The organism is Burkholderia sp. S171, from assembly GCF_009766085.1.
Lineage (GTDB): Bacteria > Pseudomonadota > Gammaproteobacteria > Burkholderiales > Burkholderiaceae > Caballeronia.
Genome location: NZ_LMUF01000012.1, coordinates 1 through 22,985 on the forward strand (window position 1 = coordinate 1; position 22,985 = coordinate 22,985).

At 57.1% G+C, this 22,985-nt stretch carries 29 protein-coding genes and 1 pseudogene; 7 read left to right on the plus strand and 23 right to left on the minus strand.

Going from position 1 to position 22,985, the window contains the following annotated elements; genetic code table 11:
• Positions 1-283: 283 nt before the first annotated feature.
• Positions 284-643 carry a response regulator gene (locus GSQ93_RS08310; RefSeq protein WP_254073806.1) on the plus strand — a complete coding sequence of 120 codons (360 nt, stop codon included), beginning with the start codon at positions 284-286 and terminating at the stop codon, positions 641-643.
• Positions 644-771: 128 nt separating this feature from the next.
• On the opposite strand, the gene GSQ93_RS08315 is transcribed toward GSQ93_RS08310, so the two are convergent.
• Complete coding sequence (locus GSQ93_RS08315) at positions 772-1,155, minus strand: hypothetical protein (RefSeq protein WP_158935200.1); 384 nt, start codon at positions 1,153-1,155, stop codon at positions 772-774.
• 113 nt (positions 1,156-1,268) lie between these two features.
• Here GSQ93_RS08315 and GSQ93_RS08320 point away from each other — a divergent pair, with 113 nt between their 5' ends.
• Genes GSQ93_RS08320 through GSQ93_RS08330 form a run of 3 tightly spaced genes read left to right on the plus strand, consistent with a single transcriptional unit; the run spans position 1,269 to position 4,640 of the window.
• Positions 1,269-2,687, plus strand: coding sequence for an amidase (locus tag GSQ93_RS08320; protein ID WP_158935201.1), 1,419 nt, complete (start codon positions 1,269-1,271; stop codon positions 2,685-2,687).
• Positions 2,688-2,709: 22 nt separating this feature from the next.
• Positions 2,710-3,672, plus strand: coding sequence for a quinone oxidoreductase (locus GSQ93_RS08325; RefSeq protein WP_158935202.1), 963 nt, complete (start codon positions 2,710-2,712; stop codon positions 3,670-3,672).
• 50 nt (positions 3,673-3,722) lie between these two features.
• Entirely contained in the window at positions 3,723-4,640 is a 918-nt protein-coding gene (locus GSQ93_RS08330; protein ID WP_158935203.1) for a LysR family transcriptional regulator, read from the plus strand.
• A 529-nt stretch (positions 4,641-5,169) separates the two neighbouring features.
• Here the strand turns inward: GSQ93_RS08330 and GSQ93_RS08335 are convergent.
• On the minus strand, positions 5,170-5,439 hold the full coding sequence (locus tag GSQ93_RS08335) for a hypothetical protein (protein WP_158935204.1): 270 nt from the start codon (positions 5,437-5,439) through the stop codon (positions 5,170-5,172).
• Positions 5,440-6,122: 683 nt separating this feature from the next.
• Between GSQ93_RS08335 and GSQ93_RS08340 the strand changes: the two genes are divergently transcribed.
• The gene (locus GSQ93_RS08340) at positions 6,123-7,850 is read left to right on the plus strand and encodes a hybrid sensor histidine kinase/response regulator (RefSeq protein WP_216857588.1); all 1,728 of its coding nucleotides are present in this window, start codon (positions 6,123-6,125) and stop codon (positions 7,848-7,850) included.
• Here the strand turns inward: GSQ93_RS08340 and GSQ93_RS08345 are convergent.
• Positions 7,810-8,541, minus strand: coding sequence for a response regulator transcription factor (locus GSQ93_RS08345; RefSeq protein ID WP_158935206.1), 732 nt, complete (start codon positions 8,539-8,541; stop codon positions 7,810-7,812). The two genes, GSQ93_RS08340 and GSQ93_RS08345, sit on opposite strands and share 41 nt — an antisense overlap.
• Before the next feature lie 320 nt (positions 8,542-8,861).
• Between GSQ93_RS08345 and GSQ93_RS38025 the strand changes: the two are divergent.
• Together GSQ93_RS38025 and GSQ93_RS08350 are read left to right on the plus strand one after the other, a co-directional pair.
• Positions 8,862-9,096: pseudogene (locus GSQ93_RS38025) on the plus strand (IS110 family transposase); the annotation flags it as partial.
• 548 nt (positions 9,097-9,644) lie between these two features.
• A complete protein-coding gene (locus GSQ93_RS08350; protein WP_158935207.1) occupies positions 9,645-11,462 on the plus strand; it encodes a hypothetical protein in 1,818 nt (605 codons plus the stop codon).
• A 1,044-nt stretch (positions 11,463-12,506) separates the two neighbouring features.
• Here GSQ93_RS08350 and GSQ93_RS08355 read toward each other — a convergent pair.
• The 20 genes from GSQ93_RS08355 to GSQ93_RS08445 form a co-directional block, all read right to left on the minus strand.
• Complete coding sequence (locus tag GSQ93_RS08355) at positions 12,507-14,270, minus strand: hybrid sensor histidine kinase/response regulator (protein WP_158935208.1); 1,764 nt, start codon at positions 14,268-14,270, stop codon at positions 12,507-12,509.
• A 679-nt stretch (positions 14,271-14,949) separates the two neighbouring features.
• Positions 14,950-15,549 carry a hypothetical protein gene (locus tag GSQ93_RS08360; RefSeq protein ID WP_158935209.1) on the minus strand — a complete coding sequence of 200 codons (600 nt, stop codon included), beginning with the start codon at positions 15,547-15,549 and terminating at the stop codon, positions 14,950-14,952.
• 90 nt (positions 15,550-15,639) lie between these two features.
• Positions 15,640-16,182 (minus strand): hypothetical protein, encoded by a 543-nt coding sequence (locus GSQ93_RS08365; protein WP_158935210.1) that lies wholly within the window; start codon positions 16,180-16,182, stop codon positions 15,640-15,642.
• Positions 16,183-16,223: 41 nt separating this feature from the next.
• Complete coding sequence (locus tag GSQ93_RS08370) at positions 16,224-16,556, minus strand: hypothetical protein (RefSeq protein WP_158935211.1); 333 nt, start codon at positions 16,554-16,556, stop codon at positions 16,224-16,226.
• 19 nt (positions 16,557-16,575) lie between these two features.
• The gene (locus GSQ93_RS08375; protein WP_158935212.1) at positions 16,576-16,938 is read right to left on the minus strand and encodes a hypothetical protein; all 363 of its coding nucleotides are present in this window, start codon (positions 16,936-16,938) and stop codon (positions 16,576-16,578) included.
• Positions 16,939-16,947: 9 nt separating this feature from the next.
• Entirely contained in the window at positions 16,948-17,199 is a 252-nt protein-coding gene (locus tag GSQ93_RS08380; RefSeq protein ID WP_158935213.1) for a hypothetical protein, read from the minus strand.
• 23 nt (positions 17,200-17,222) lie between these two features.
• Entirely contained in the window at positions 17,223-17,489 is a 267-nt protein-coding gene (locus tag GSQ93_RS08385; protein ID WP_158935214.1) for a hypothetical protein, read from the minus strand.
• Between the two features lie 119 nt (positions 17,490-17,608).
• Positions 17,609-17,743, minus strand: a complete 135-nt coding sequence (locus GSQ93_RS38505) for a hypothetical protein (protein WP_301952052.1) — start codon at positions 17,741-17,743, stop codon at positions 17,609-17,611.
• Between the two features lie 111 nt (positions 17,744-17,854).
• Positions 17,855-18,145, minus strand: a complete 291-nt coding sequence (locus GSQ93_RS08390; protein WP_158935215.1) for a DUF2471 domain-containing protein — start codon at positions 18,143-18,145, stop codon at positions 17,855-17,857.
• A 59-nt stretch (positions 18,146-18,204) separates the two neighbouring features.
• A complete protein-coding gene (locus GSQ93_RS08395) occupies positions 18,205-18,492 on the minus strand; it encodes a hypothetical protein (protein ID WP_158935216.1) in 288 nt (95 codons plus the stop codon).
• Positions 18,493-18,665: 173 nt separating this feature from the next.
• Positions 18,666-18,839: a hypothetical protein gene (locus GSQ93_RS08400; RefSeq protein ID WP_158935217.1), complete on the minus strand. Its 174-nt coding sequence runs from the start codon at positions 18,837-18,839 to the stop codon at positions 18,666-18,668.
• A gap of 16 nt (positions 18,840-18,855) precedes the next feature.
• Positions 18,856-19,071, minus strand: a complete 216-nt coding sequence (locus tag GSQ93_RS08405; protein WP_158935218.1) for a hypothetical protein — start codon at positions 19,069-19,071, stop codon at positions 18,856-18,858.
• 12 nt (positions 19,072-19,083) lie between these two features.
• Complete coding sequence (locus GSQ93_RS08410) at positions 19,084-19,344, minus strand: hypothetical protein (protein WP_158935219.1); 261 nt, start codon at positions 19,342-19,344, stop codon at positions 19,084-19,086.
• Between the two features lie 73 nt (positions 19,345-19,417).
• A complete protein-coding gene (locus GSQ93_RS08415; protein WP_158935220.1) occupies positions 19,418-19,801 on the minus strand; it encodes a hypothetical protein in 384 nt (127 codons plus the stop codon).
• Between the two features lie 36 nt (positions 19,802-19,837).
• Positions 19,838-20,047, minus strand: coding sequence for a hypothetical protein (locus GSQ93_RS08420; protein WP_158935221.1), 210 nt, complete (start codon positions 20,045-20,047; stop codon positions 19,838-19,840).
• 13 nt (positions 20,048-20,060) lie between these two features.
• The gene (locus tag GSQ93_RS08425; protein WP_158935222.1) at positions 20,061-20,243 is read right to left on the minus strand and encodes a hypothetical protein; all 183 of its coding nucleotides are present in this window, start codon (positions 20,241-20,243) and stop codon (positions 20,061-20,063) included.
• 4 nt (positions 20,244-20,247) lie between these two features.
• Positions 20,248-20,691 carry a DUF29 domain-containing protein gene (locus GSQ93_RS08430; RefSeq protein ID WP_158935223.1) on the minus strand — a complete coding sequence of 148 codons (444 nt, stop codon included), beginning with the start codon at positions 20,689-20,691 and terminating at the stop codon, positions 20,248-20,250.
• Positions 20,692-20,744: 53 nt separating this feature from the next.
• Positions 20,745-20,975, minus strand: a complete 231-nt coding sequence (locus GSQ93_RS08435) for a hypothetical protein (protein ID WP_158935224.1) — start codon at positions 20,973-20,975, stop codon at positions 20,745-20,747.
• Positions 20,976-21,097: 122 nt separating this feature from the next.
• Positions 21,098-21,415 (minus strand): tyrosine-type recombinase/integrase, encoded by a 318-nt coding sequence (locus GSQ93_RS08440; protein WP_158935225.1) that lies wholly within the window; start codon positions 21,413-21,415, stop codon positions 21,098-21,100.
• A gap of 625 nt (positions 21,416-22,040) precedes the next feature.
• Positions 22,041-22,946, minus strand: coding sequence for a LysR family transcriptional regulator (locus tag GSQ93_RS08445; RefSeq protein ID WP_097276757.1), 906 nt, complete (start codon positions 22,944-22,946; stop codon positions 22,041-22,043).
• Between the last annotated feature and the right edge of the window lie 39 nt (positions 22,947-22,985).

Genomic DNA, 22,985 nt, shown 5'->3' on the forward strand with positions numbered 1-22,985 from the left:
TAGTCAGTCAGGAATGTCAGAGCTTGTTTGAGGGTGTCGCACTCCTCGATCAGGATCAATGCAAAGTGCATGCCAAACGGCGCCGCCGCGGTACGCCATCACACAACCGGTTGAAAACATTGGATTTTTAATGTTAACCGGTACGAATTGGTAGACAGACGCGCACGCTGCGGCCGGTGGGTCGGATCCAACTCTCCGTTGGACGCTGTTGGTTAAATCACGACACATGCGGTCCGCCTATGTATCCCGTGTTTGTACGATGTCCTCGAGGCTTGGAATCCGATTGAAGCCCGATGACAATCAGTCTGTCGCGGACAGTCTCGCTTTCCTGCTGGACTGCTATGGCCACCATACTGCTGTGGCCAACGATGGCGAAGCTGCGCTCAGGCTCCTTCGTACCGGCGCTATTGAAATACGAAAGCCTGCCGACATAAAAGGCAGTGCTGTCCCACGGTCGCTGAGGGAAACGCCGATTCGCTCCGCGGCCTTCCTTGTTTCAATGACGAGAGACGCTGTCAGTCAGGGAGACATTGCCCGGCTCTTCGACGGCTATCTGCAGAAGCCGTTCTCCTGCGAGGCACTCATGCAGGTCATCGAAGACGCTCGCTGCAGCAGCGATGCGAATACTCGCCAGGCCGTCTAGACTAACTGTGGTCGACGGAAGCGCACTCAACCCAGAGTCGGAGGTTTAACGGCAAGCCTCTTCCGGGTCACTGAGCAAAGCGAGCGGCAGCTTTCAGCGTGAATGCGACTTTTTAATGTCAGACCGAGTCAGCGGGTGCCCGGTTGAACATGGCCGAACGCGGGCAAACTCCTAACACAATGCGTGCTGCCGCCCGCCGGTCCACATCCGTCGCCGTTTGGCCCACTAAAGACCATCACCTCTTTGCAAATCAATCTCCGAATGGATTGAGCTGCAACCTCTTCTGGGGTGATTTGCCACGGGGTGGCAAATCCAGCAAATCCAACGGCTGGAAAGTCGCCACCCCTCAGCAATACGCAAAAATTCATATCACCTGGCGCTGTTCTGTCGGCAATGACTACCGCTCCCTGCAAGTCAGTTCCTGGAAAGTTCAGCCTGCCGGCGACGCCTTGGTTCGGACTATCCAGACGACTAGAGAGTGTTTCCACGATATCGCGTTTATCTTCGCTCACCGCCCTCCTACACTTCGTCCGACTTCACGAGATATACGCGACACGCGCCGCTTGGCGACGCCGGACAACGCGCATATTCGCCCTCGAATGAAAGACCAAAATAGGTGGACGCCATGAGCTTTTCGAACAGTGACATTCAGATTTTCTACCGCGAGGCGACTGAACTCGCTCGTTTGATCCGGACGAAGGAGCTGTCGCCCGTCGAGGTTATCAAGGCCCATCTCGAACGCATCGAGGCAGTCAACCCAAAGGTCAACGCCGTTGTGACCCTGATGCGCGACGACGCAATCAAGGCGGCTAAAATTGCAGAGGCTGCCGTGCTCAATGGCGCAGTGCTAGGACCGCTTCATGGCGTGCCGTTTTCCATTAAGGACGCGCTGGACACGCAAGGCGTCCTCACGCAGCGTGGTTCAAAGTTATTTGCCGGGAACATCCCCTCCAAGGACGCGACCGCTGTCGCGCGTTTCAAGGCAGCCGGCGGTATACCGTTGATGAAGACCAATCTTCCCGAGTTCTCCGCATGGACGGAAACCGATAACCTCGTGACGGGCCGCAGCAACAACCCGTGGAACCTGGAGCGCACGCCGGGCGGGTCGTCCGGAGGCGAGTCGGCAGCAATCGCCGCGGGCATGTCGCCTATCGGCATAGGCAGCGACGTGGCAATTTCCGTTCGCGGACCGGCCGCGTTCACAGGGATCGCCGCACTCAAGGCAACACACGGCCGCATTCCCTACACCGGCCACTATCCCGCGGTCATCTCGAAGTGGTGGCATGTCGGTCCAATGGCGCGCACCGTTCGCGACGTCTCGCTAGGATATTCGGTTCTCAAGGGACCCGACGGCGCTGACGGTTACGCGATACACACACGCAACGCCGACTCCGGCGACGTCAACCGGGCCGGTCAGCCGATCAGAGTCGGTTGGGTATCGGACGCCGCGTTTGGTCCCGTCGATCCCGAGATCACGGCCGCCGTGAAGGCCGCCGCAAGCCAGCTTGCGAAGCTAGGTTGCGACGTCGACCAAGTCACCCTGCCGTTCCTCGGAGACCCGCTTGCCACGCTGATGACGACGGTCTATGGAGAGATCGTTCCATACATCAAGGAGCTTGCAGCAGGACGCGAAAGCGAGCTTCACGACATCGGCCGAGGCATTGTCGCGTTTCCCGATCCATCGTTTCGCGAGTACATGGCCGCCGAGACACGAGCCGAGGCGCTGCGCTCGGCATTCGCCGGATTTTTCGAAAAGTATGACGTCCTGCTTTGCCCTGTAAATCCGATGACTGCCACACCTCATGGCGCGCAGGAACTTGTCGTCAATGGCGAAACAGTGTCTTGGATGCACGTGATGCGCGCCACCTCGCCATTCAACGTAACAGGTCTTCCTGCGCTTTCAGTGCCTTATGGGTTCAGCTCGGAAAGCCTCCCCATCGGAATCCAGCTGGTCGCGAAGTGGCTTGACGAAGCGACGATCCTGCGGCTGGGCGCACTCCTCGAACGGACTGGTGGTCTTGGTGATCGACGCCCTCCCCTTTGATGTCATCGGAAAGAGGTGCGAGATGAAGCAAATCCTCGTCAGCAGAACGGGAGGCCCCGAAGTACTCGAAATCGTCTCGGCACCGTCGCCATCGCCGGGACGCGACGAGGTGCTTGTCGATGTAGAGGCCGCAGGAATCAATTATGTGGACGTTTATCAGCGCAACGGCGCTGTGGACTACCAACAGGTCCCGTTCGTGCCAGGGTATGAGGGGGTCGGTACGGTGCGCCAGGCCGGCCCCGGGGTGGCATCGCTCGCGATAGGCACCCGCGTTGCATGGATCAACGTCCTCGGTTCCTACGCGCAGCAACTCGTCTTGCCCGCTGACCGGGCAATCCGGATACCATCGACCTTTACGACACATGAAGGATTGCTGTTCCAGGGCGTAACCGCCCAGTATCTACTGGCCGAGTACCGCCAGATCAAGCCGGGCGACATCGTGCTCGTACACGCGGCGGCCGGGGGAGTTGGCCAGTTCTTGGTCCAGTGGCTCAAGCGGCTGGGAGCGGTCCTGATCGGGACGGCTTCCACGGAAGCCAAGCTGCAAACAATCCGGTCACTTGGCGCCGATCATGCGGTGAACTACAGCGATGGACATTTTCTCGATGCAGTCTTGGAGATCACCAAAGGCCGCGGGGTGGACGTCGCCTTTGACGCCGTTGGAGCAACGACGTTTTCTTCGACAGTAAAGGCGCTTGCTCCACGCGGCACGGCAATCGCCTACGGTCAGGCGTCGGGCGTTGCGCCCGACGTGCAGATCTATCCGTTGATTCTGAAAGGCGCACGCGTGGCGGGCGGATCGCTTTTCACCTACATACAGGACCCTGCGGAAATGCAGCAACGCGCGGCGGAACTGATCTGCGGCATCGAAGAGGGATGGCTCAGTGCGCTGCCGACCACGCGATTTCCGCTTCATGATGCGAGCTCGGCTCATCGCGCAATCGAGAGCCGCAGTACGCAGGGCAAGCTGGCGTTGATTCCGTAAATCGCGGCGGTGTTTCCGTGAACTGGCGCGCACCTCATTTGGGGCTACCAATGAACAACCTGTTGGCAATCCGGGTCTTCGCAAGAGTGGTCGAAACCGGTGGGTTCACCAAGGCGGCGGATTCCCTGGGCATTCCTCTCGCCACCGCCAGCAAGCTGATACAGGACCTCGAAGCGGAGCTACGCGTCAAGCTCCTGCAGAGAACCACGCGCATAGTCGCGGTCACGCCCGAAGGCGCCGCCTATTACGATCGAACATTGCCGATCATGCAAGCACTCGACGAAATCAACAGTTCGTTCGCGCTCGAGAACGCGAATCCTGCTGGAACGATCAGGATCGGCATAAGTGCGTCACTGGCAAGCAGCTTTCTCATTCCGGCGATTCCCCGGTTTCACGCGCAATATCCGAACGTTGAAGTGGACCTGTGCGTACGCGACAGCTTTACCGACATGATTCAGGACGGCATCGACTGTGCGATTCGAGGGGGTCCCATGCTCGACGAATCACTCGTGGCGAGAGAAGTCGGTCGGGCTGGATGGACGACATGTGCATCGCCGGATTATGTGCGCCGCTACGGCATACCTTCCAGCATCGACGATCTGGAACGCAACCACAAGCTCGTGAGGTATATCTCGCCGCGAACGGGGCGTATTGTTCCGTCTCCATTCGGTGTTGGAACGCAAGCAATTGAAGTAGAGCCGAACGCGTTTTTGAGTGTGAACGAAGGCAATGCCCATCTCGCCGCGGGACTGGCCGGAGTCGGTGTCATTCACATATTTTCCTTCAAAGTACGGCCATATATTGCAACGGGACAGCTCATACCTTTTCTCGACGGGTTGCAGCCGCCGCCGTATCCATTCCATGTGGTTTATCCGCGCAACCGGCATCTCAGTCAGCGTTTGCGCATCTTCATCGATTGGCTGGCGGAGATGTTTGGCGAACTGGATTTCGCCGGACAGGTTTCGTAGCGAGGGAGAAACGAATGCTTGTGCCGCAGCGCGTCCGAAGCCGCGGAGGCGGAAAGGCGTCCTCAACATGTGTCTCGACCCCAACGCGCCATAGTCTGGTTGATTTGATTTATTCACCCGCAACTTGCCCGTCGAGAAGCTGCCCTGCCGGCGCGCCCGTTTACCTCGGTGCGTGCCAGAAAGCATAAGGCACATGCAATGACCAGGCAGCGGTGGACAGAGGCGCCAACCCATTGGAAACGTGATCTGATTGGCAACCTTTTTAGCGTTCGCGGCAACTATTTTGAGATGGCGTCAAGGGGTCGGATGCGGAGGGCGCATACCGACCCACTTCTGCCCTTCGACACATATCTCCTCAACGGCAGCTTCCAAGGGTATAACGGTCGTTCGCGCAGTCGTTGTTCTCATGCGCCATAACGAAGACTTGATAGTCGTTGCAGTTTCTACTTCAGATGTCCAAAACTGACGGGCCGGAACACGCCGACGACGGTTCGATGGTCGAAACACCCTCCTGGCCCGCGACGCCTCGTTAATTACTGCCTCGGTAAAGTTCCCGCATCTGCGCCGCCTGATCACTGTTCTGGAAATCCGCTTGCTCGCGCATGACTTGCTCGCGTGTTTTTCCAAAGGAAATGGCGCGCGTCGGTGTGACAGCCGCAACCGCGACCTCTGCATCTTGCGGGGCGTTGCCAACCGCTACCGACACGTTCTGATTAGTCGCTGACTGGGCGAAGCATCCGTCTGCTGTCACTCCAGCCACTAGGGCAAGACAGACGGCGATCGATCGATGAAGTTTCATGAGCGTTCTCCTTCGGAGTTTAAGAGATCGGCTGTGCATCGTTCGCCGACCGACAGCGGTCTTCGCGCAAGCCAAGGCAGGTTCGCTCGTTGCGACGGCCAACCAGATCCGCGTGCACGTGACGAATGCCTTGCTGCGTTGCTGTCATAGTTATTCTTGGTCGGACGACACTCCGTCGCAACGCACATGCGTATGCGACGGACACGTAACGCAGGTGAAAAATGTATGCAACTCACCTTGGCCGATCAGGGTGACGTATCAGATAGTCACCTTCGATGACAGAGCGCCTTGCCCAAACCGTCCAGATACAGGCAAGGGCACATCCCGTTGCTGCCACATTTGTAGCTGATGGCAGGAATGACGACCTGCTATTCTGTGTTTATCGCTTTCTGGCGACGCACGAAGGTTTGTGCACTCGTGACCGCCGACGCCGCCTTCGCTGGAATTTGATGCCTTACTCCGTTAGACACATTCGGTGAAAACCTGTCTAACCAGCGGTGCGCCGATAAAGCCTCTCAATCCCGCGCACTAGCCGTCTACGGCGGATTTCCTGATCAAGCAGCCTTATGAGATCGTCAGGCTTCGTAGTACGGAAGTTCAAGTCAGCGGCTGTGGAGCGTGCGTTCCTGATGGACTATGCGCGTCGCTACGCGGGCCAACGGAGGCTGGCTGGCGCCAGCAGCATGCTGGTATGGGTCATGTTTGCTGGCCGTGACTGGTGGCTGCTGAACTCGCTCGATCCCGGCATCCTTCTCCACATTGGCTATTTGCGACTTGCAGGCGCCGTGGGTATTGCCGTGCCGGTATGGACGATCTGGGGACCGCGTGGCTTTGACGAACGCTGTGCTGTCAGATGCATGAGTGTAGGGACGCTGACCACCTGGTTTTGCCTGTTGGGGTTGATGGCGCTTTATCCCACGGCCATGGCTTTCCGAGAAATCGTCCCCGGCTTTCTGCTGGTGCTCTTCATGATATTCACGTCATTCCGGCTGCGAGGAATCACCGCGACGTGGCTGGTCGGAATATGCGTTCTAACCTATTACGTTACCGAATTGTGCCTTTACCTTTCGTCACGGGATACCGGCGCGACGGCGGCAGCCGGCCCGGTTTCCCGTGGGACGATGGTGACCATCATGTATCTCGCCGGCATTATCATCTGCATTCAATTTGAAGTGGCGGCCCGACGTGAATTCGAGTTCCGGCGGACGTTGCGAGCAGCCAAGGCACGCGTTGAAGCGCAGAATGTACGTATGAGAGAGCTCATTAAGGAGAAGGAGCGGTTCTTTTCATCGGCCTACCACGACATCCAGCAGCCTCTCGCTGCGATCAACCTTTTTATCCGAAGCGCGCGGATAAAACTCGAAGGTGAACATGCAGCAAGTCATGATCTCGACGTCATCGAGGAAACGGCACGCGATATTCTCGACATGTTCAAGGATATTCAGGATTACAGCGAACTAGGTTCATACATCCCGCACATAGCGCCAGTCGATACGCAGGCCGTGCTGACGGAGGTCTTCGAGCAATACCTTGAGCCGGCAAGGTCGCACGGCATCGAACTCAGGATCAGCGGGCGTCGGCGCCGCCCCCCGCCCATTGAAAGTGACCGCTCCTTGTTCAAGCGGGTTTTGTCCAATTTCGTATCGAATGCGATCAAGAACACCTCCACGGGTGGTGTCGTCATCGGCTGGGTGGAGATCGGGGAATGGCTTCGCATAGATGTGCGGGACACGGGCGTCGGGATCTCACCTGTGCATCGGGAGGCGATATTCGCCGAGTACTATCAGATCGATAACCCAGGCCGTGATCGCTCGAAAGGCCTGGGGCTCGGGCTGTCTATCGTCCACCGGGTCATTGGCATTCTGCCGAAACACAGCATGAGTTTCTGGTCAGTCGAAGGGCGTGGGTCGCGCTTTTCCCTGTACGCTCCGATTTCTGAAATGGCACCTGTCATCGGAACGGATGATACAAAGAGCGACGCATCCACGTCCGTCCTCAAGGGCAGATATGTTCTGCTCTGCGACGACGAACCTGCCGTCCTGGAGGGTCTACGGCGGTTGTTCTCGAGTGCCGGCGCATTGGTGGATACCGCCGAATCGATGGCGGGATTCGAAGCCATTCTGTTCGATGACGGCCGCATACCCGACATCATCGTCACCGATATCCGGCTTCGCGACGGACCAACCGGTATCGAGCTTGCCGAACGGATCCGGCAGCATTTCGCCTGGGCGGGCGTGCTCCCCGTTGCGTTCATCACGGGCGAACTGATATCTCCCCACGCACTTCGCGATTTCGCCGAGCCGTTCGTGCTGCTGCGCAAGTCCTCCGCGCCGGAAAGCACACTTGCTGAAGTCAGTCGTTTCGTTGCCGCTAAACCGCCGGCAGGTTTCGATCATGTGCGGGATCCGTGACCGGCGGGACACCGAGTTTGATCCCTTTATCCGCCAGCATGACGATGAGTTCCGTGCGGCGCCGAAGATTGAAATGCGCAAGCAGATGACTGACGTACTTCCGAACGGTAATGTCCTCGATCCCCATTTTCAGGGCGATGGCCTTCGAGGGAAGTCCGCGCACCAGCCACGCCAACGTTTCAAACTCTCTCGGAGTGAGTCCCAACTCGGATGCGGTGCTCATTTCCGAATTACCGGTCGGCAGCGCTTTCCCAGGTCCATTTGCCGGAGTTTCCTCCGTGACCATGTCATGCCTGAGTTTCGCGATGCTCGCGGCGGGCAGGAATACGCCTCCGGCAAGCACTGCGCTTATTGCTGCATGAAGCGCTTCAGGAGGTGACGATTTGGGCACGTATCCCATGGCGCGAAGTTCGATGCATCGACTGATGGTTTCCACGCTCTCATCGGCCGATATCACAATCACCGGTAACGACGGACGCGACTCCTTCAATCGGGCAAGCGCGCTGCAGCCATTGCCATCAGGAAGGTCGAGATCAAGAAAAACGATGTTCAGGAGCTCGCCAAGCGCGTGATTCATGCCTTGCGACAACGTACTCGCGTGCAGCAACTCGATGCTCGGAAAGAGCTCTCTAAGCAGCAGCGCCAATCCGGCTCTGAACAGCTCGTGATCATCGACGATCAGTACGCGCATTCCATTGTCTCCCAGGACCGCTTTCAGGGCGAGCTGCTATTACACTGCGGATGATGCTATATCCGTAGCAATCATCCGCAGTGTTCAAATCGAATGTACACGCAGCGCCCCGATGCTGCCGCGGACAGTGTCGGCTGACCCATATGGCGTTGCCTCAAAAGCGGCGGTTTTTGCCCGTCACTCTACGACTAAAGCGTACCGGAATGACCGCGGGGCTTTGAAAAAGGGCGCGGATGGTCGCGACTTGGTCAGACGAGTCGATCGCGGCGAGTACAGTGATCATCGCCAGCAATTGTCGGCCATTTCCGGGCGCCGGTTGACAACGCGCTGACAAACATTTGCGCCATCTGCTTGTTTCGGGATGCGCGAGCCGCCATGCAGCGAGTCGATCAGCGCACGGACAGGCTCGGAGAATGGATGTGTGCAATGCTGACCCGACGGCACGCCAATGTGGTGGCCTGTGCCGTCGCCAACAAACTCGTGCAGATCGCATGGGCGGTGCTGACCAAACACCCTGAGTACGATGCCTCATGCCTAATCGGGCAAGCAACGTGACGTGCGCTTGCCCGTACCTGCACGGTCCAGGAAGGAGCTCCGTTGTAGAAGGCGACTACCTGACGTCACCCGGATCGGCCAACGGAAATGCATACACCTTTCGCCGGCGCTGCTTGTCCTTCGCCTACGCATGTGGGTTGCGACGGCGTTTCGTCTGACCAAGAATGAATATGCCAGCAACGAAAGGGCGTTCGTCGAGAGCACTCAGATCTGTTGATTTGTCGCAACGAGCCAAATCTGCATTGCCACAGTTGGAGATCGAGAATGCCTTCCAAAGAGAACAGGCTACTTCTTTTCATCACGATCATGACCTGATCGTAGGTGGCTCGTCTGGGCCGTTTTAGAAAGGGGAAGAGAGTTTGGGTAATTTGGTGCCCACCAAATTATTGCGAATACCACAGTGGCCAAACCATTGAAGGCTTGCAGCCGGCAGCACATATAAGCGACCGAGTTTCCCTACGGAGTTCAAGCGGTGGCTGGAAGAACCCTATTTCGCGAAGGAGTGCGCAATATGAGGCTGATCACAATCCTTTTTCGAGGAGATATCCATGACAAATATGAAAACGCTCACCTGCGGCACGCGCGCACGCCAGAACGCCAAGATTATCCAAAGCGTCGCGCCGCAAATTATTCCAACCCCTGAGCCGGCCGAGGGATTCGGCTACATCATCCCCATGAAGACGCTGGGTGAGCTGCACACTTCTGACTGGACGGCACCCGCCGGGATGTCGCCTGATGCTGTCAGCCAGCTAAAGGCCATTTCATTAGCCGAGAAGATGGTCAAGCTGAAGGACCCGCTCTTTAGCGGGACGCTGGTCTTCGTCCGCCTCATCTTCACCATTGGCGGCCAAGCCAATAGCCTTTCGGTTAGCGAGGCTGATACCTACACCGCGATCGACTTCGCCCGCCGCGCCGTCATCCCTATCACGCAGTACGCGAGCCAGTACGGGCCAAATAGCGTCGTTGTAAAGCCGGATCCTCTGACAGCGCCGGTGACCATCCAGAACGCGCAGTATAACGATGACACCCTTCGGGACTGGATCAAGACGATCGTCACCCAGAATCAGCTGGATACGAAGACCACCTGTCTTGTTTTTCTGAATCCCGAGGGGGTAGTGAACACCTCCGGAGCTATCGCCCAGGGAACCGGCGGCTATCACGATATGGGAGAGGTTCCCTACGTCTTTGCCAACGTCGCCGGCCAGAATTTCACCCTCGGCGATCCGGGATGGCAGTTTGCCGGCCACCTGAGCCACGAGATCGCCGAGATGGTCGTCGACTCCAAACCCAACGGCAATCCCGAAGTCTGCGACCAGTGCGGTCCGAACTGCGCAAGCACCTGGCTGAACTACTTCACTGAAGACAGCGTCTACATCGCGACCACGCAAGCTTTTCCGCCGCCCTTCACCTATGGCTTTTTCATTAACGGCATCGTCAGTCCAACCTATGTAGGACCATGCCCGCCAGCCCTATCGATATCGGATCAGAAATTAGCATGCAGTTATGCCCCACCGGCTCATCCGCTTGGCATGTCGACCGCGATGGCACCGGCATCGGCTGGACGCACGGGGAATCTCTTCGTCTTCACGGTCGCCGCCAACGGCAGAATCCTCTTCAATCAGATCGCACCCGGCGGTGCCTGGGTCGGCGTGCAAGAGATCCCCGGCGGCTTTATCACCGACGCGCCTGTTGCTGCTGGCATGCAGGGGACTACTCTCTTCGTCTTCGCCAAGGACACCCAGGGTCAGCTGCACTTCACGCAAGCACTTCAGGGCGGCGCTTTTGCCGCCTGGGAGGCAGTGCCGGGTGCGATAAAGACATCGCTGGCGCCAGCTTGCGCGGGCCGCACCGGCAATCTCTTCGTCTTCGCCGTGGAGGCTAGCGGCCAGATCGTCTTCAACCAGATCGCGCCTGGCGGCAATTTCGTAGGCTGGCAGGCGATGCCTGGCGCTATGGCTACCGCCGCTGCAGTCGCCGCGGGCATGCAGGGCAATACTTTGTTCGTCTTCGCGAAGGACCAAATCGGCCAACTACATTTCACGCAGGCTCCGCAGGGCGGCGCCTTTGCGGCATGGCAGGCAGTGCCCGGCGGACTGGTCACGCCTGCTGCCCCGGCGTCGGCTGGCCGGGCAGGTAATCTGTTCGTCTTCGCCGAGAAGAACGACGGTAGCATCGCCTTCAACCAGATCGCTCCGGGTGGCCCGTTTATCGGCTGGCAAACGATTCCTGGCGTTCTCATCACTGACGCTCCAACCGGTGCCGGAATGCAGGGAACGACCCTGTTCGTTTTCGCCAAAGACAAGCAGGGTGTCGTGCACTTCGTTGAAGCCCAGACTGGCGGCGCCTTCACCGGGTGGCAGGTCTAATCGGGATACAAAAGGGGCGATCTTAGGAGAGAGCGTGCAAAAGTGGGGTTCGCACGCTCTCCTTTCGCATCCACCCCCTAATTTCTATCCAGTCCCACGCACCACATGTTGAGGTTCGTTAAGTGCGACGTGAGGTCGCGTAAGTCGTTGTTTTACCGTCTTCTGTTGGTTTGCACTGAATCCTGACCCCCTAGCGCGCGGCGAGCCATTCGAGCGCCGTCTCGAAATTCAGCAGATAGTAGAAGCGCCGCTGAAAATTGACTGGAGAGGTGAGAGTGAGAGATTCCATAAAGACTGTATGTATATACAGTCTTTATAATACCAGCGCTGTCTGTCATCGAAAATGTCTGCTCGCACTGCTGCGCGACGCCGGCCGCAATCATCACACTGCGACGGCACTTGATAAAGGCTGTGCCGATCCTGATGCCCTTCGAACGAGTGCGGCAGCAACGGTCTCTTCCGGCCGTTCTTTTTCCCGCGTCGTCTTGTAGATCGACGGCGGGGCGGCCGTTCGGAATAGCTCGTGGTTGCGTTGCTAAGAATGTCCGCAGACATGAAACTCGAATGAGTCATCTCGACCCACAACAGTCAGTTGTCACCGCGCGCCATCAATGGCCGCTTGCCTCTTACACCAGTCCCTCGACCGGAATGACCGCTGAGAAAGCTTCCAACTGCAATGGCCACTCAGGCTTCAGACGGGCCGCCAAAGTCACAGCTCGGTGGCACCAATGACGCCGCCCGAGGGAGTTGAATTTGGAGCCGCCCATTGCAGTCGGCTTGTTTGCCAATTCGATTGGTAAATATTGACTCACAAGCAGACGGTCTCTGACCTTGACATCCCATAAGCCCGTCTAGGTTTGCTAGACGGGCTGCTCCTCTTCCGGCTATTCTTTGCCGGAGTGACGTCCGAACGGCCGTGAAGGTAGCTGAAAGGGTGCCATCGCGTTAAAAATAGGGCTTGGAGCATATTGCGGTGCGCACGTACATCGGCCGCCTGCTCGGGCACTTCAATCTGCGCGACATCACGCTCGGCCCCCCTTTGCGTCAACGATCCTTCGCGAGATTGAGATCTACCGGCGGTTGAGCGGCAAGATAGCGGCTGATTTCCACGAGCAAATCTTCCGGCGCGGAGGATTTGCGCAATAGCATGAACGGCTCGGGAAAATCGCGAAGCGCTTGATCAGACAGCAGCTCCCCGGTGATAAATGCAACAGGAATGGTGCCCGCCCAGGCGAAGTGGCGCCTGATCCGCCCGGCCACATCCTTGCCAGTCGCACTGTCACGCAGCCGGATATCGGTGACGATCAGATCCGGGATGCGGCTGTCATCGGCAAGGATGGCTTCGAATCCCGTCATTGACTCCGCGGCGTACACGAGCGCTCCCGCGCGCGAAAAAAGCCGCCGCAGCCCTTCGAGGACGATCGGTTCATCGTCGCATAGCAGAATGAACATGCCGCTGAGATCGGGCGCGCATACGTCGATATCTCGATCGTTCGCTTCAGCTGCCGGATTTAATGCCGATACCCTCGCGTAAAGCGAAAAATGCGACCCGCGCCCTTCGACCGACGCGAAACTCATGTCATGACCGTACAAAAGCCGGACCACGCGCTGCACGATCGACAGCCCTAGTCCCAGCCCTTTCGAACGGTCGCGTCCCGGATTGTTGATCTGATAATACTCGGCGAAAATCGCCTCCCGATGCGCGGGCGCGATGCCGATCCCGGTGTCCCATACGTCGACGCGCAGCCGCTCCCCAAGTTGCACCCACCCCAGCACTACGCCGCCCGACGAGGTGTTTTTGATTGCATTTGATACGAGATTGGAGACGGCCCGCTTGAAGAGCGAACGGTCGGTCTCGATGAACGGCGGTCGAGCTCGCCTTCCCGCGATTCTGAAATCGATACCGCGCAACCGTGCCATCTCCCGGTGTTGCTCGAAAACTTCGGTTAACACATCATGCGCATTGACCGGCGTGAGGCGGGGAGCATACGATCCCAACTCGCTATAGTCCTGTATGTCCTTGAACATGGCGAGAATATCGGACGCAGTCTCCTCGATGACATTGAGGTCTCGACCCACCGCGCGTTCGTCGCTGATGTTGGTCCGGGCACTGCGGATGAAAAGGTTGATGGCAGCGAGCGGCTGCTGGATATCGTGATACGCCGATGAAAAGAATCGCTCCTTCTCCCGTATCAGCTCTTGCATGCGCCGGTTCTGATCGTTGACCACGCGCGACGCCGCTTCAATGCGCGCCTTGGCCGCGCGCAAGGTACGCCGAAATATGAACTCGCGTCTCGCGCTTTGTTCGAGCGGGATACTGACGACCAAACCGATGACATAGGTCATGGCTACCATCCCGCCGCGGTCAATAACCATCCCCGGGTGCACGCCGAAGCTCGCGCCGAAAGGCACAAAATAAAGCATCAGCAGAAAACTGACCACGCATATCCCGATCAGCCACGCCGTCGTGATCGTTCTGAGCCGGAAGGCGCCGAATATCATGAACAGCGACAACGTCAGGATCGAGTAAACTTCGCGCCAAAGCACAACGCCAACGTAAATCTGCATCAATCTGAGGACGGCAAACCAGCCGCTGAGTGTCCAGATGCTGAGCAGCCCGACGGCCCAGCGCTCGTCGAATGCGCGTGGGGTCCAAAGCAGCACGGGGATCAGCATGCCGATCGATCCGAGGAATCTTACGAGAATGATTTCGTTGCGGTGCAGATGGGTGGGATCGAGCACATCCATCCGCCCGAGGTCATGGATGGAAAACACGATCCACAATCCGGTGAAGATTGTGATGGCCAACTTTCGCTGTCCGGAGAAGCGCCGCGCGTAGTCTTTTCGGAACGCACGTTCCAGAGCCGCCGATCTGAACCTGTGCACCACTAAGCTCGACGCTCTCATGACGATGCCCGATCAGGAATGTTGTCGTCCGCAAATACGGCAGCGTTTCATCCGCAACAGAATAGCAGCACGTCATTCGAGGAGGTATACACAAATGTAGCGGTATAAACGCGTTCTCCCCGCTTCCGCTATCCACAACCTTCGCGGCCGGCAGGCATGTGCTTGGCGCTGTGCCCGAATAGTCAACAGGACGCCACAGCGCAGCGCCCGACGGCACAGACAGCGGCAACGGCCGTTCTGTCCGCGACGAAACCAAACATAATCGCTAAAACGCGTGCGCAGAGCATGCGTGACCTTCTCGATTCAGGACAGCCCGCAGGCTGCGCAAAAAGGGCGACCGTTACAGAGCAACAATGAGCATGTGGTTCGCCCGGCGACCGCAGTCGGCCACAGGGCTGGAACCTGAGGCATCACAACTGGGAAGATGCCTAGGCGTTGGCGCAGACGACAGCGCGATATAAGTGATCGCAGGACAAAGGTCCGTTAAGTGAGTGGAGCCGACGTTCGGATGTCCGTCTGAGGCAAGAGCGAATGTCGCTTGCCGGCCGAATGGCGTCTCTTCAGCAAGTCCGTGTTTGGTCTAACGGAATGCGAACACAGATACAGCGATACTGAATACGGCCAAGCCGACAAGGATCGCAAATGTGCGGGCCTGATGAGCGCGACGCCTTGCTACGCTACTTGCCTGCATATCGCTCTCGGATTGCCAGCCGACTAGGTGGCCGCCGGAAAGTACCGCGTATTCGTTGCGGTGCAAAGTTTGCTCCGTGAGATCCACGCCATCTGGATCGTAGTCGTGTCCATGAATTCTTCCGCCTTCTTCATCTGCCGTCACCACACTTGGCAAACGGTTGCCGAAGCCATCGCGAGTAACGCTGGGTCTGGAATGGCTGCCACCACCGCCCAGGCGACCACCAAAGCGAACGCCGCCGTCATCCCCAAAATGCGCACCTTCGCCGCCTTCTCCGCGACCACCGATCGCCATCGCATTAGCAGAAAACCAGAAGGAGGCCAGCAGGAACGTGAGCGTAAGTCCGTCAAGTAAGTGACGTCGGACTGCCGTCATTTTCATAGGCGTTCGTATCGGCATCGAGTTTTTAGGATTGTCGACGATTCGTGTGGCGGTGTCGAACGTCTCATTGTGGCCGAACCCGGCCGCAGCCACGCGAGCTTGTGTCAAACTCTATTGTCTTGTGTCGAACTCTATTGTTCATTCACAGATACCCACTATCCGTTACTGGACTGCTTTTGCGCCATCGGCTTTTCCGATTCACTTTGGGTTGCTCGCATGTTCCTCATCGTCTTCCATACGAAGGAGCACATAGCCGGTAAATGTCGAGCCGTCGGGTGCTGTCCAGAATTCTTGAACCGATTCTTTCGTTGAATTTTTATGCATAACGTACGAGGCGGGGGCACGGAAACAAACATAGTCAAACGGGACACGAGAATCCGCCATGAACACGATCGACGTCACGTCGATCTCATTCGGTGTGACGTCGATCAGTTGCCCGTCAGGTCGTTCCCAAACGGCGTGGTGAATCGCCTGATAGTGCGAGTCCGGCCGAATCCAGATTGCCCATCCAAATATCGCTCTTCCCCCGTTTTTGGCGACCACATTCCGAACGTTGAACCAACACTTTACAGGGCGCGATTCGGGATCGGGCTGGACTGCGACATGACTCGGTAGCGTGTCGACATATTCGGCCTTCGCAACGGTCCGATTCTGGCGAACTGCGAAGTTGCTTCTCAGTGACTCAGCCAGCAAATCGACTTTATGGTCATCTGCCGCCGGGACTTTATATGTTGGTTCCATCGTTTTCGCGGTTGAAAGTTATCGTTTCCTGTTTTCCGTTGTTACTGATTGCTGGTTCGCGTGCTACGCATCCACGTATACCGAACAACCGATGCCCCTATTAAGAACAGCACTCCGCACGCTGCCAAAACGCAAATATTTTTCGTACTCGGGATGTCGAACCAGCCCATGCCTTGAGCGTATTTGATCAGCAGGAATTCAGCAAAATAACAGGTCGACGCCAGGCAAATCGCCACACCGACAACGAATGCCAGCGGATCGGTCTTGAATGCCCTGATTGCACTGCAACTCATAGTGATCTTTTCCGTGGTCAGGCCGGCGAGACGTCGAAATCGTCTGCCGGGTAGATTCCAGCGCGGGGTGAGTCCTTGCATGCCTTCGCCTTTATTCCGATCAGAGATGGCCCAACAGGGCCTTGACGCCCCGCACCACCATGCGATTGCGAATCGCCGCGCATTGAGCGCGCGAGATTGACGTAAGCCGCTCATCGCTCGCGAGGCGAGCAAAGCCGTCGAGCGTGGCATACGACACAACCAAAGTGAAATTCAGTCGCACGTGCCCACCGTCGCGAAGTTCGATCAACGCCGGGACGATAGCCTCGATTTGGTCGCCAAGTTCCGAACGGTCTTCAGCATTAAGGCCGGCCGTACACAATTGCCAAAGGAGAGCCGCCATCGAGTCGGCGTCGGCGGCTTCGAGCGAATTGAACGAGCCATGTTGCCCGTTGGCAGGATCGAGTTTCAATGTCTTCACCATGTTTTCCGGTCAGTTTCCAACGAGGCGCATACATGCAGCGAGGCTGCTCGGCCCACTCTGGCCATATGCCGCGAAGCGCTGGCGCTGACCGACGTGCTGAAGTTCTTCTCGCCCCAATGCTTCGAGGTCGCCCGCGATTCGATCGCCCACCGCAACGTCAATGCCGGCGAGCAATTCGAAAACGGCAAAGTCGCCTTCGTCGATCTGGACGACAAACATACCGCGCCTCAGATTCATGACGACGACAGTTCCTTGTTGCATTCATCCTCCTGTTTTCCGTCCTGCTATCGCTTGTAGACATTCACCAACCCAAGAGGCGCGCGTGCCTGCTTCTGATCGAAGTCAAACGCGTATGCCCGATAGCGGCCTTGATAATGACGCAGAGCGACGTGCTTGTAGCGTCCGACGAAGAATCCATCACGTTTGACGTTGATGTCCTGATAAGCGGAAAGCAGCTCGTATACGGCCATGTTTTTGTGAATCAGAATCGGCTCGTCTCCAACTGTGAGGGTTGGGAAGTTCCAACGCCCTTCGAGTTCAATATCGATCATTGATCTATCCCGTTATTCGATTTGTCTTTATCGGCGAGCGAAAGCATGTTTTTACCTCAATCCAGGCTACCGGTCGTGCGGGGCGCAAGTGCGCCAATTGTTTTCCTGGTCGTTTCGCTTCACTGTTCCGGGTGCCCTTCGTAGCAACCGGCCAACGCGAACAGGGCGGTAAATTCGTACTGACACGCTTCGCACACATATTCCTGATGGACCGTGATTGCGCCAATGGCACACGCGCCCATAGTCACGTTCATTGACTCGCAAGCTGGGCAAATGGTCACCATTTGTCCGACAACGGAAGCTTGCCAATCATCTGAATTCAGCATAATCCCTCCCATACCGCGGCTGGTGCGCGCCGTGCCTTCCTAGTCGACGCGACGCCAAGCGTCTTCGATCGCACCAAAAACGATCGGGACGAAGCCATGCCCTTCGAACGAGGCAGGGCGTTCGTCTTTCGGATAGTCGAGTGCAGCGGGGGCGCGGATCATGTCCAGAATCCGCTTGCTGTACTTTCCCGTGGCGGCTACATCGGCCAAGACTTCAGTCTCGATCGTATGAATCAAGGCCCACGTCAGCAAACCGGCAGACCTATGCCGTCGCACAATAGCCGGTACGGCTTCCCTTACAGCCGCTTCAGCGGCAAATAGTGCATCCATATCTCTTCCTGTGTGGGGCTGGCTGCACAAACGGGGCGGCTCGAGACTTTTTTCCGTTGTTACTGATTGCTGGTTCGCGTGCTACGCATCCACGTATACCGAACAACCGATGCCCCGATTAAGAACAGCACTCCGCACGCTGCCAAAACGCAAATATCTTTCGTACTCGGCATGTCGAACCAGCCCATGCCTTGAGCGTATTTGATCAGCAGGAATTCAGCGAAATAACAGGTCGACGCCAGGCAAATCGCCACACCGACAGCGAATGCCAGCGGATCGGTCTTGTATGCCCTGATTGCACTGCAACTCATAGTGATCTTTTCCGGTGTTAATTCGATTGCTTCCACGTCCGGTCGCTTTGACAAACAAGCGCCGTCCCGTCGCTCGCAGCAGCGACGTTCGTGCGTGGCGAGTCGAGACAGATTCCTCTGGCAGTTGGTTTGTGCGTCAACCCATACCACCCGATCGCGAACATCGCTACGGCAACGAGGATTCCAATTGATTTCGTCACGTTCTTTTCCTAGATGACAGTGAGGGCCGCGCCAACGCACTTGATGGTGCTGCCGTCCGCGTATAAATACACGGTCGTGTTGCGCTTACTGTCCTGTTCGATGGCGATAGCATTACCTTCCGCCCAACGGCGCTTCTGGTTGTCGCTGGCCTTCTGCGAAAGAATTTTTTGTGCTTTGTTCATGTTTGTTTTCCGTTGTTCAACGCGACGCAACAGGGCGCGGCATCCATGCGTTTCGTACTTCTTTGAGGCTCTTTCTTGCTTCGCGATCTTGTTCATCAGAGATGATGCCGAAATCACTCAACGCGCGGACATATCCCGACGCAAAGCGCAACGCACTATCGGCCTGCCGTTCGTCATGGGCCGCTCTAACGTCCCCGATCAGCTTCAGAAGTGTTTCAGTCGCGTTTTGCATGCTCTTTTCCGATCACTCAGGCTTCACAACCAGAAGGTTGATGTTCGCGAGCAAGGCCGCCGCATCGGCATCGTCATAGGCTTCGCGAATTCGGCTCATATCGGCCCCGGCTGCGAAGAACTGCGCGCCCGCTTGTGCAACAGAGATCGTCCCGCCTGGATGCCCACACGACAGTAGGCGCAGGTATTCTTCGCCGGTCAACTTGATCGTCTCATAGCCAGCGGTCTTAACGTCGGCCGCATTGCTCGGAGCGGAGGTGTCAGTCTTGTTCATATACTGGTTCTCGGCTGGCTACCGGCCAGCGAGCGGAGCGCTCGCGCCAATGCCTTTCTCGGTTGCGGATAGGTTAGTCGTTACCTGTGTCGACCCGGCCTTCCATGCGTTGGAGCAGCTTGCTCGTGGTTCCACGGGCGAGAAACGGTATTGCACCATCGCGAACGAACGAAACAATGTCACCGCGCGACACGTCCCACGCTACGCCGCGCAAGTTCAAGATATAGCACTTCCGATCTCTATCAAAGCCAACTGCAATCCATCCGTTACGAGGCTCGACACTTGGGCCGACGACTGCAAGAGGCGAAGAATCGATCTTGCCTTCGACCTCTTCGACCGCGCTCACCATCGCTTGCAGCGCTACGCGAGTCATCGACGCCGAGACCGGTCCTATAGTCGCGAGACATCCATCGTGGGAAAGGGAGGCAATCTTTCCCGGTACATTCATCGATGCCATTCTTGTCATTTCTCCGTTGTCGTAATTTTCCGATGGCTATTTGATCGATCCGTTCACAGCGCGCTCAACTGGCCAGCGCACGAAAGCGAAGACCCAATACATGATCAGATTGACCGGCGGCACGAGCAACAACAAACAGAGCCAACCTGAATACCCGGCCTTACGCACAATGCGTGCAGCCGGAACCAAATAAGCGATTGGCAAAACGATAAGAATTGCCCAGTGCCAGATGCTGAAATTCGCCATGTCTTTTCTTTGGTTACGCAGCGGTATGTCTCTTTGCTACCCACGTCGCAGATGCAATCACCAGTCCGACGACCAGCAACATCACATAGACGCGGATCGGCCAGCGTTTGCCGCGAGGCATGCTTTCGAACGGTCCGCCGAGAAGCGCCGCCGCTACAACGTATAGAAGCAGGACCACCCGCCACACGAACTGCATCGCTTTACCGTTCTTCGGGATGAAATTCTTGCGATAGCACGTCATCGACGGCCCACGGCAACATTTCCGGGAACACATCGAGATCGAGGCCCGTTTCGTTGCTCGCAATGCTGCGTGCCTTCGACCAGACTATATCGAGCCACGCCGAATCGCTGAACTTGCCGCGAAGGCTCGGGGCTTCGTCCAGAACGTAGGCAACTTCCTTGCGCTGCGTGCGGATCGTGAACTCCCAACTCTTGCTGCGACGTGACGGCTGAAACTGCCACTTCAGCAGATGAGCCAACAGGACCGACATACGGCTTGCCAACTCGCGCTGTTCGCTCTTGCCCACGTCTTCAATCTCCTCTGCGATGTGCTGAACGTCGATGGCGGTCAGCTTGCCCGCGCGCAGAAGTGCCGCTTGCTCGTTGGCCCACGCAACTACGTCCTTTTCGTATCTCGTTCCCATGATCATTCCGTATCGAGACAATGGTTAGATTGTAGGTGCACATGTGCACCCCGTCAACGCCCTTTTGCGACCTTTGCGATGGTTTTTCGAGCATGCTCAAGAACGTTGTCGGGGCACACCCGACGCCGTGCGCTATCAGGTGCCGCGAGATACGCTTTCCATGTCGATAGCGCAATGGGGAACGCTTGCCCTTTGTTGAGCGCTGCCAGCGCGTCAGCCTGTGTAATCCCGGCCTGCTCAATCAGCGCGCGCAGCGCAATGCCGTTGTCAAGAACCTCGTTCATAGCCTTTACAGATGGTGTACAAGTGCACCTAGCATATCATGGGCGACCCGACTCGATAACGGCAGACTCAACCGTTTTCTTTAGCTATTCATCGACTAGGCGGTTCCCTGTTGTTCGTCGAGTCACCAGACGGTCGCAACCGCCCTACTGATCGCTTCCTCGGACACGTCTATGTACCGGCTTGTCTGGTCGATATCGTCATGTCCGAGAAGCAATTGAACCTGTTCGATAGTCGCCCCGTTTGCTAGCGCCCTTGTGGCGAAGGTTCGCCTGCCACTGTGGGACGTACCTTTCGTGCCTGCCGCACGGTAAAGCGCCGTGACGTATAGGTGTGCTTGGCTGGCTGTTCTATCGCAATTTTCGCGAGACGAATCTTTTATACGGGCTGCTTGGTTCAGCGCTCCAAATCGTGTTGCTCGCTTTTGTGGGTGGCGTCGCATTACCGCTCGTGGTGATGCTGTTCTTCGTTCGTGCAGTCCTATTTTCGAACGCGGTGCCCGTATACGTTGTGAACAAGTGAGCAGAGCGCCAGATCATGTCTGCTATCAAAAGCTCATTCGAAAAAGTATCTCGCTCTTGCAGTCTGAACCGTCTGCATGGTCGGCGGCTAGAAGAATGCCTGGCGCAGCGAAGATTGCCGCACGTATAGAAAGGCGTCGCGCTGCAGATGGTCAGCCCTGGCTTTCTGGTACCGATCAGTAGACATGGACGAGCTCCGAATGAGTGTGCAGCAAGGTACGTATTTTTAGCACGCCGGTGTTCGGATCGACGTTCCGCTGGTAGTGCCAGACAGCGTGCAGCGAAGGCTTGACAGTTAGTCTGACTATCCGATTGCGAAACGTTTGTAGGCCTCGTACATGTGAACCTGATAGTTTGTCGGATCCAGTTCGCAGGCGCTAATGCGGCGCGCCAGTGGTACAACGGCGGAATACGCCGTGGTACGAGCAATTCGCAACGAAGGATTCGACAGTCGTTTTCTGCTAAGCGGCGGAATCAGCATCAGGGTCATTTCAACCACGGTGCGGGCTGCGCTGCCTTTACGGCGATCCTTAGAATAGCTTACCGCTACCCGGAAGCATTGACGGCAGCTCCAACCATCTCACGCAACCATTGATGCGACGGGTCGCGATGCAGGCGCTCGTGCCAAAGCATGACCATCTCATATCCGGGAACGTCGACAGGCGCCTGTACTATCCTTAGTCCATCATCCGCCCTGACCAGGCGTGAAGGCAGCATTGCCACCAGGTCGGTACGCGAAAGCGCGTCCCTGACGAAACTGAAATGAGGCACTGAGAGCATGACACGTCTCTGTACGCCAATCTGCGCCAACGCTGTATCAGTCACACCCGCGAATCCGCCTCCGTCTGGGGACACGACGACATGATCGAGTTTGCAGAATTGTTCCAACGTGATACGTCGCTTGAGCCACGGATGACCGGGGCGCCCAACGAGGACATAGTGCTCCTTGAACAAGGTCCTGCGGCGCAGCCCTTCAGGCGACTCATCGGCCGTGTGAAACGCAAGATCCACTTCGCCAAGGTCACATTGCCTGGCGATAAGCCGGGGCGCGATTTGCACAACGCTGAGTCGCGCATTGGGTGCAAGTTCCCGCAACAGGGGCAACGCGGGAAGAAGCACCGTCGCCTCGCTGTAATCTGTCGCGGCAATCCTCCAGGTAAGGCTTGCGCTGGATGGATTAAACGGCTGCAGGGGGGACATGACTTCATTTAGCGCCTCCAGCGCCACAGCTAGCGGTTCCCGCAATGATTCTGCCCGCGCAGTGGGTCGCATGCCACGAGGCCCCGGCAAAAGCAAAGGATCCTTGAACATGTCCCTTAGCTTTGCCAACTGAACGCTGACTGACGGCTGGGAAAGATGGAGCCGCTCTGCCGCGCGACTGACGTTGTGCTCTGCGAGCAACACGCTGAGCGTACGCAAAAGATTCAGGTCGAGATTTTTTAGATTGTCCACGGCTATAGCAGGTATCGCAGAAAGTCATTTCCAATATAC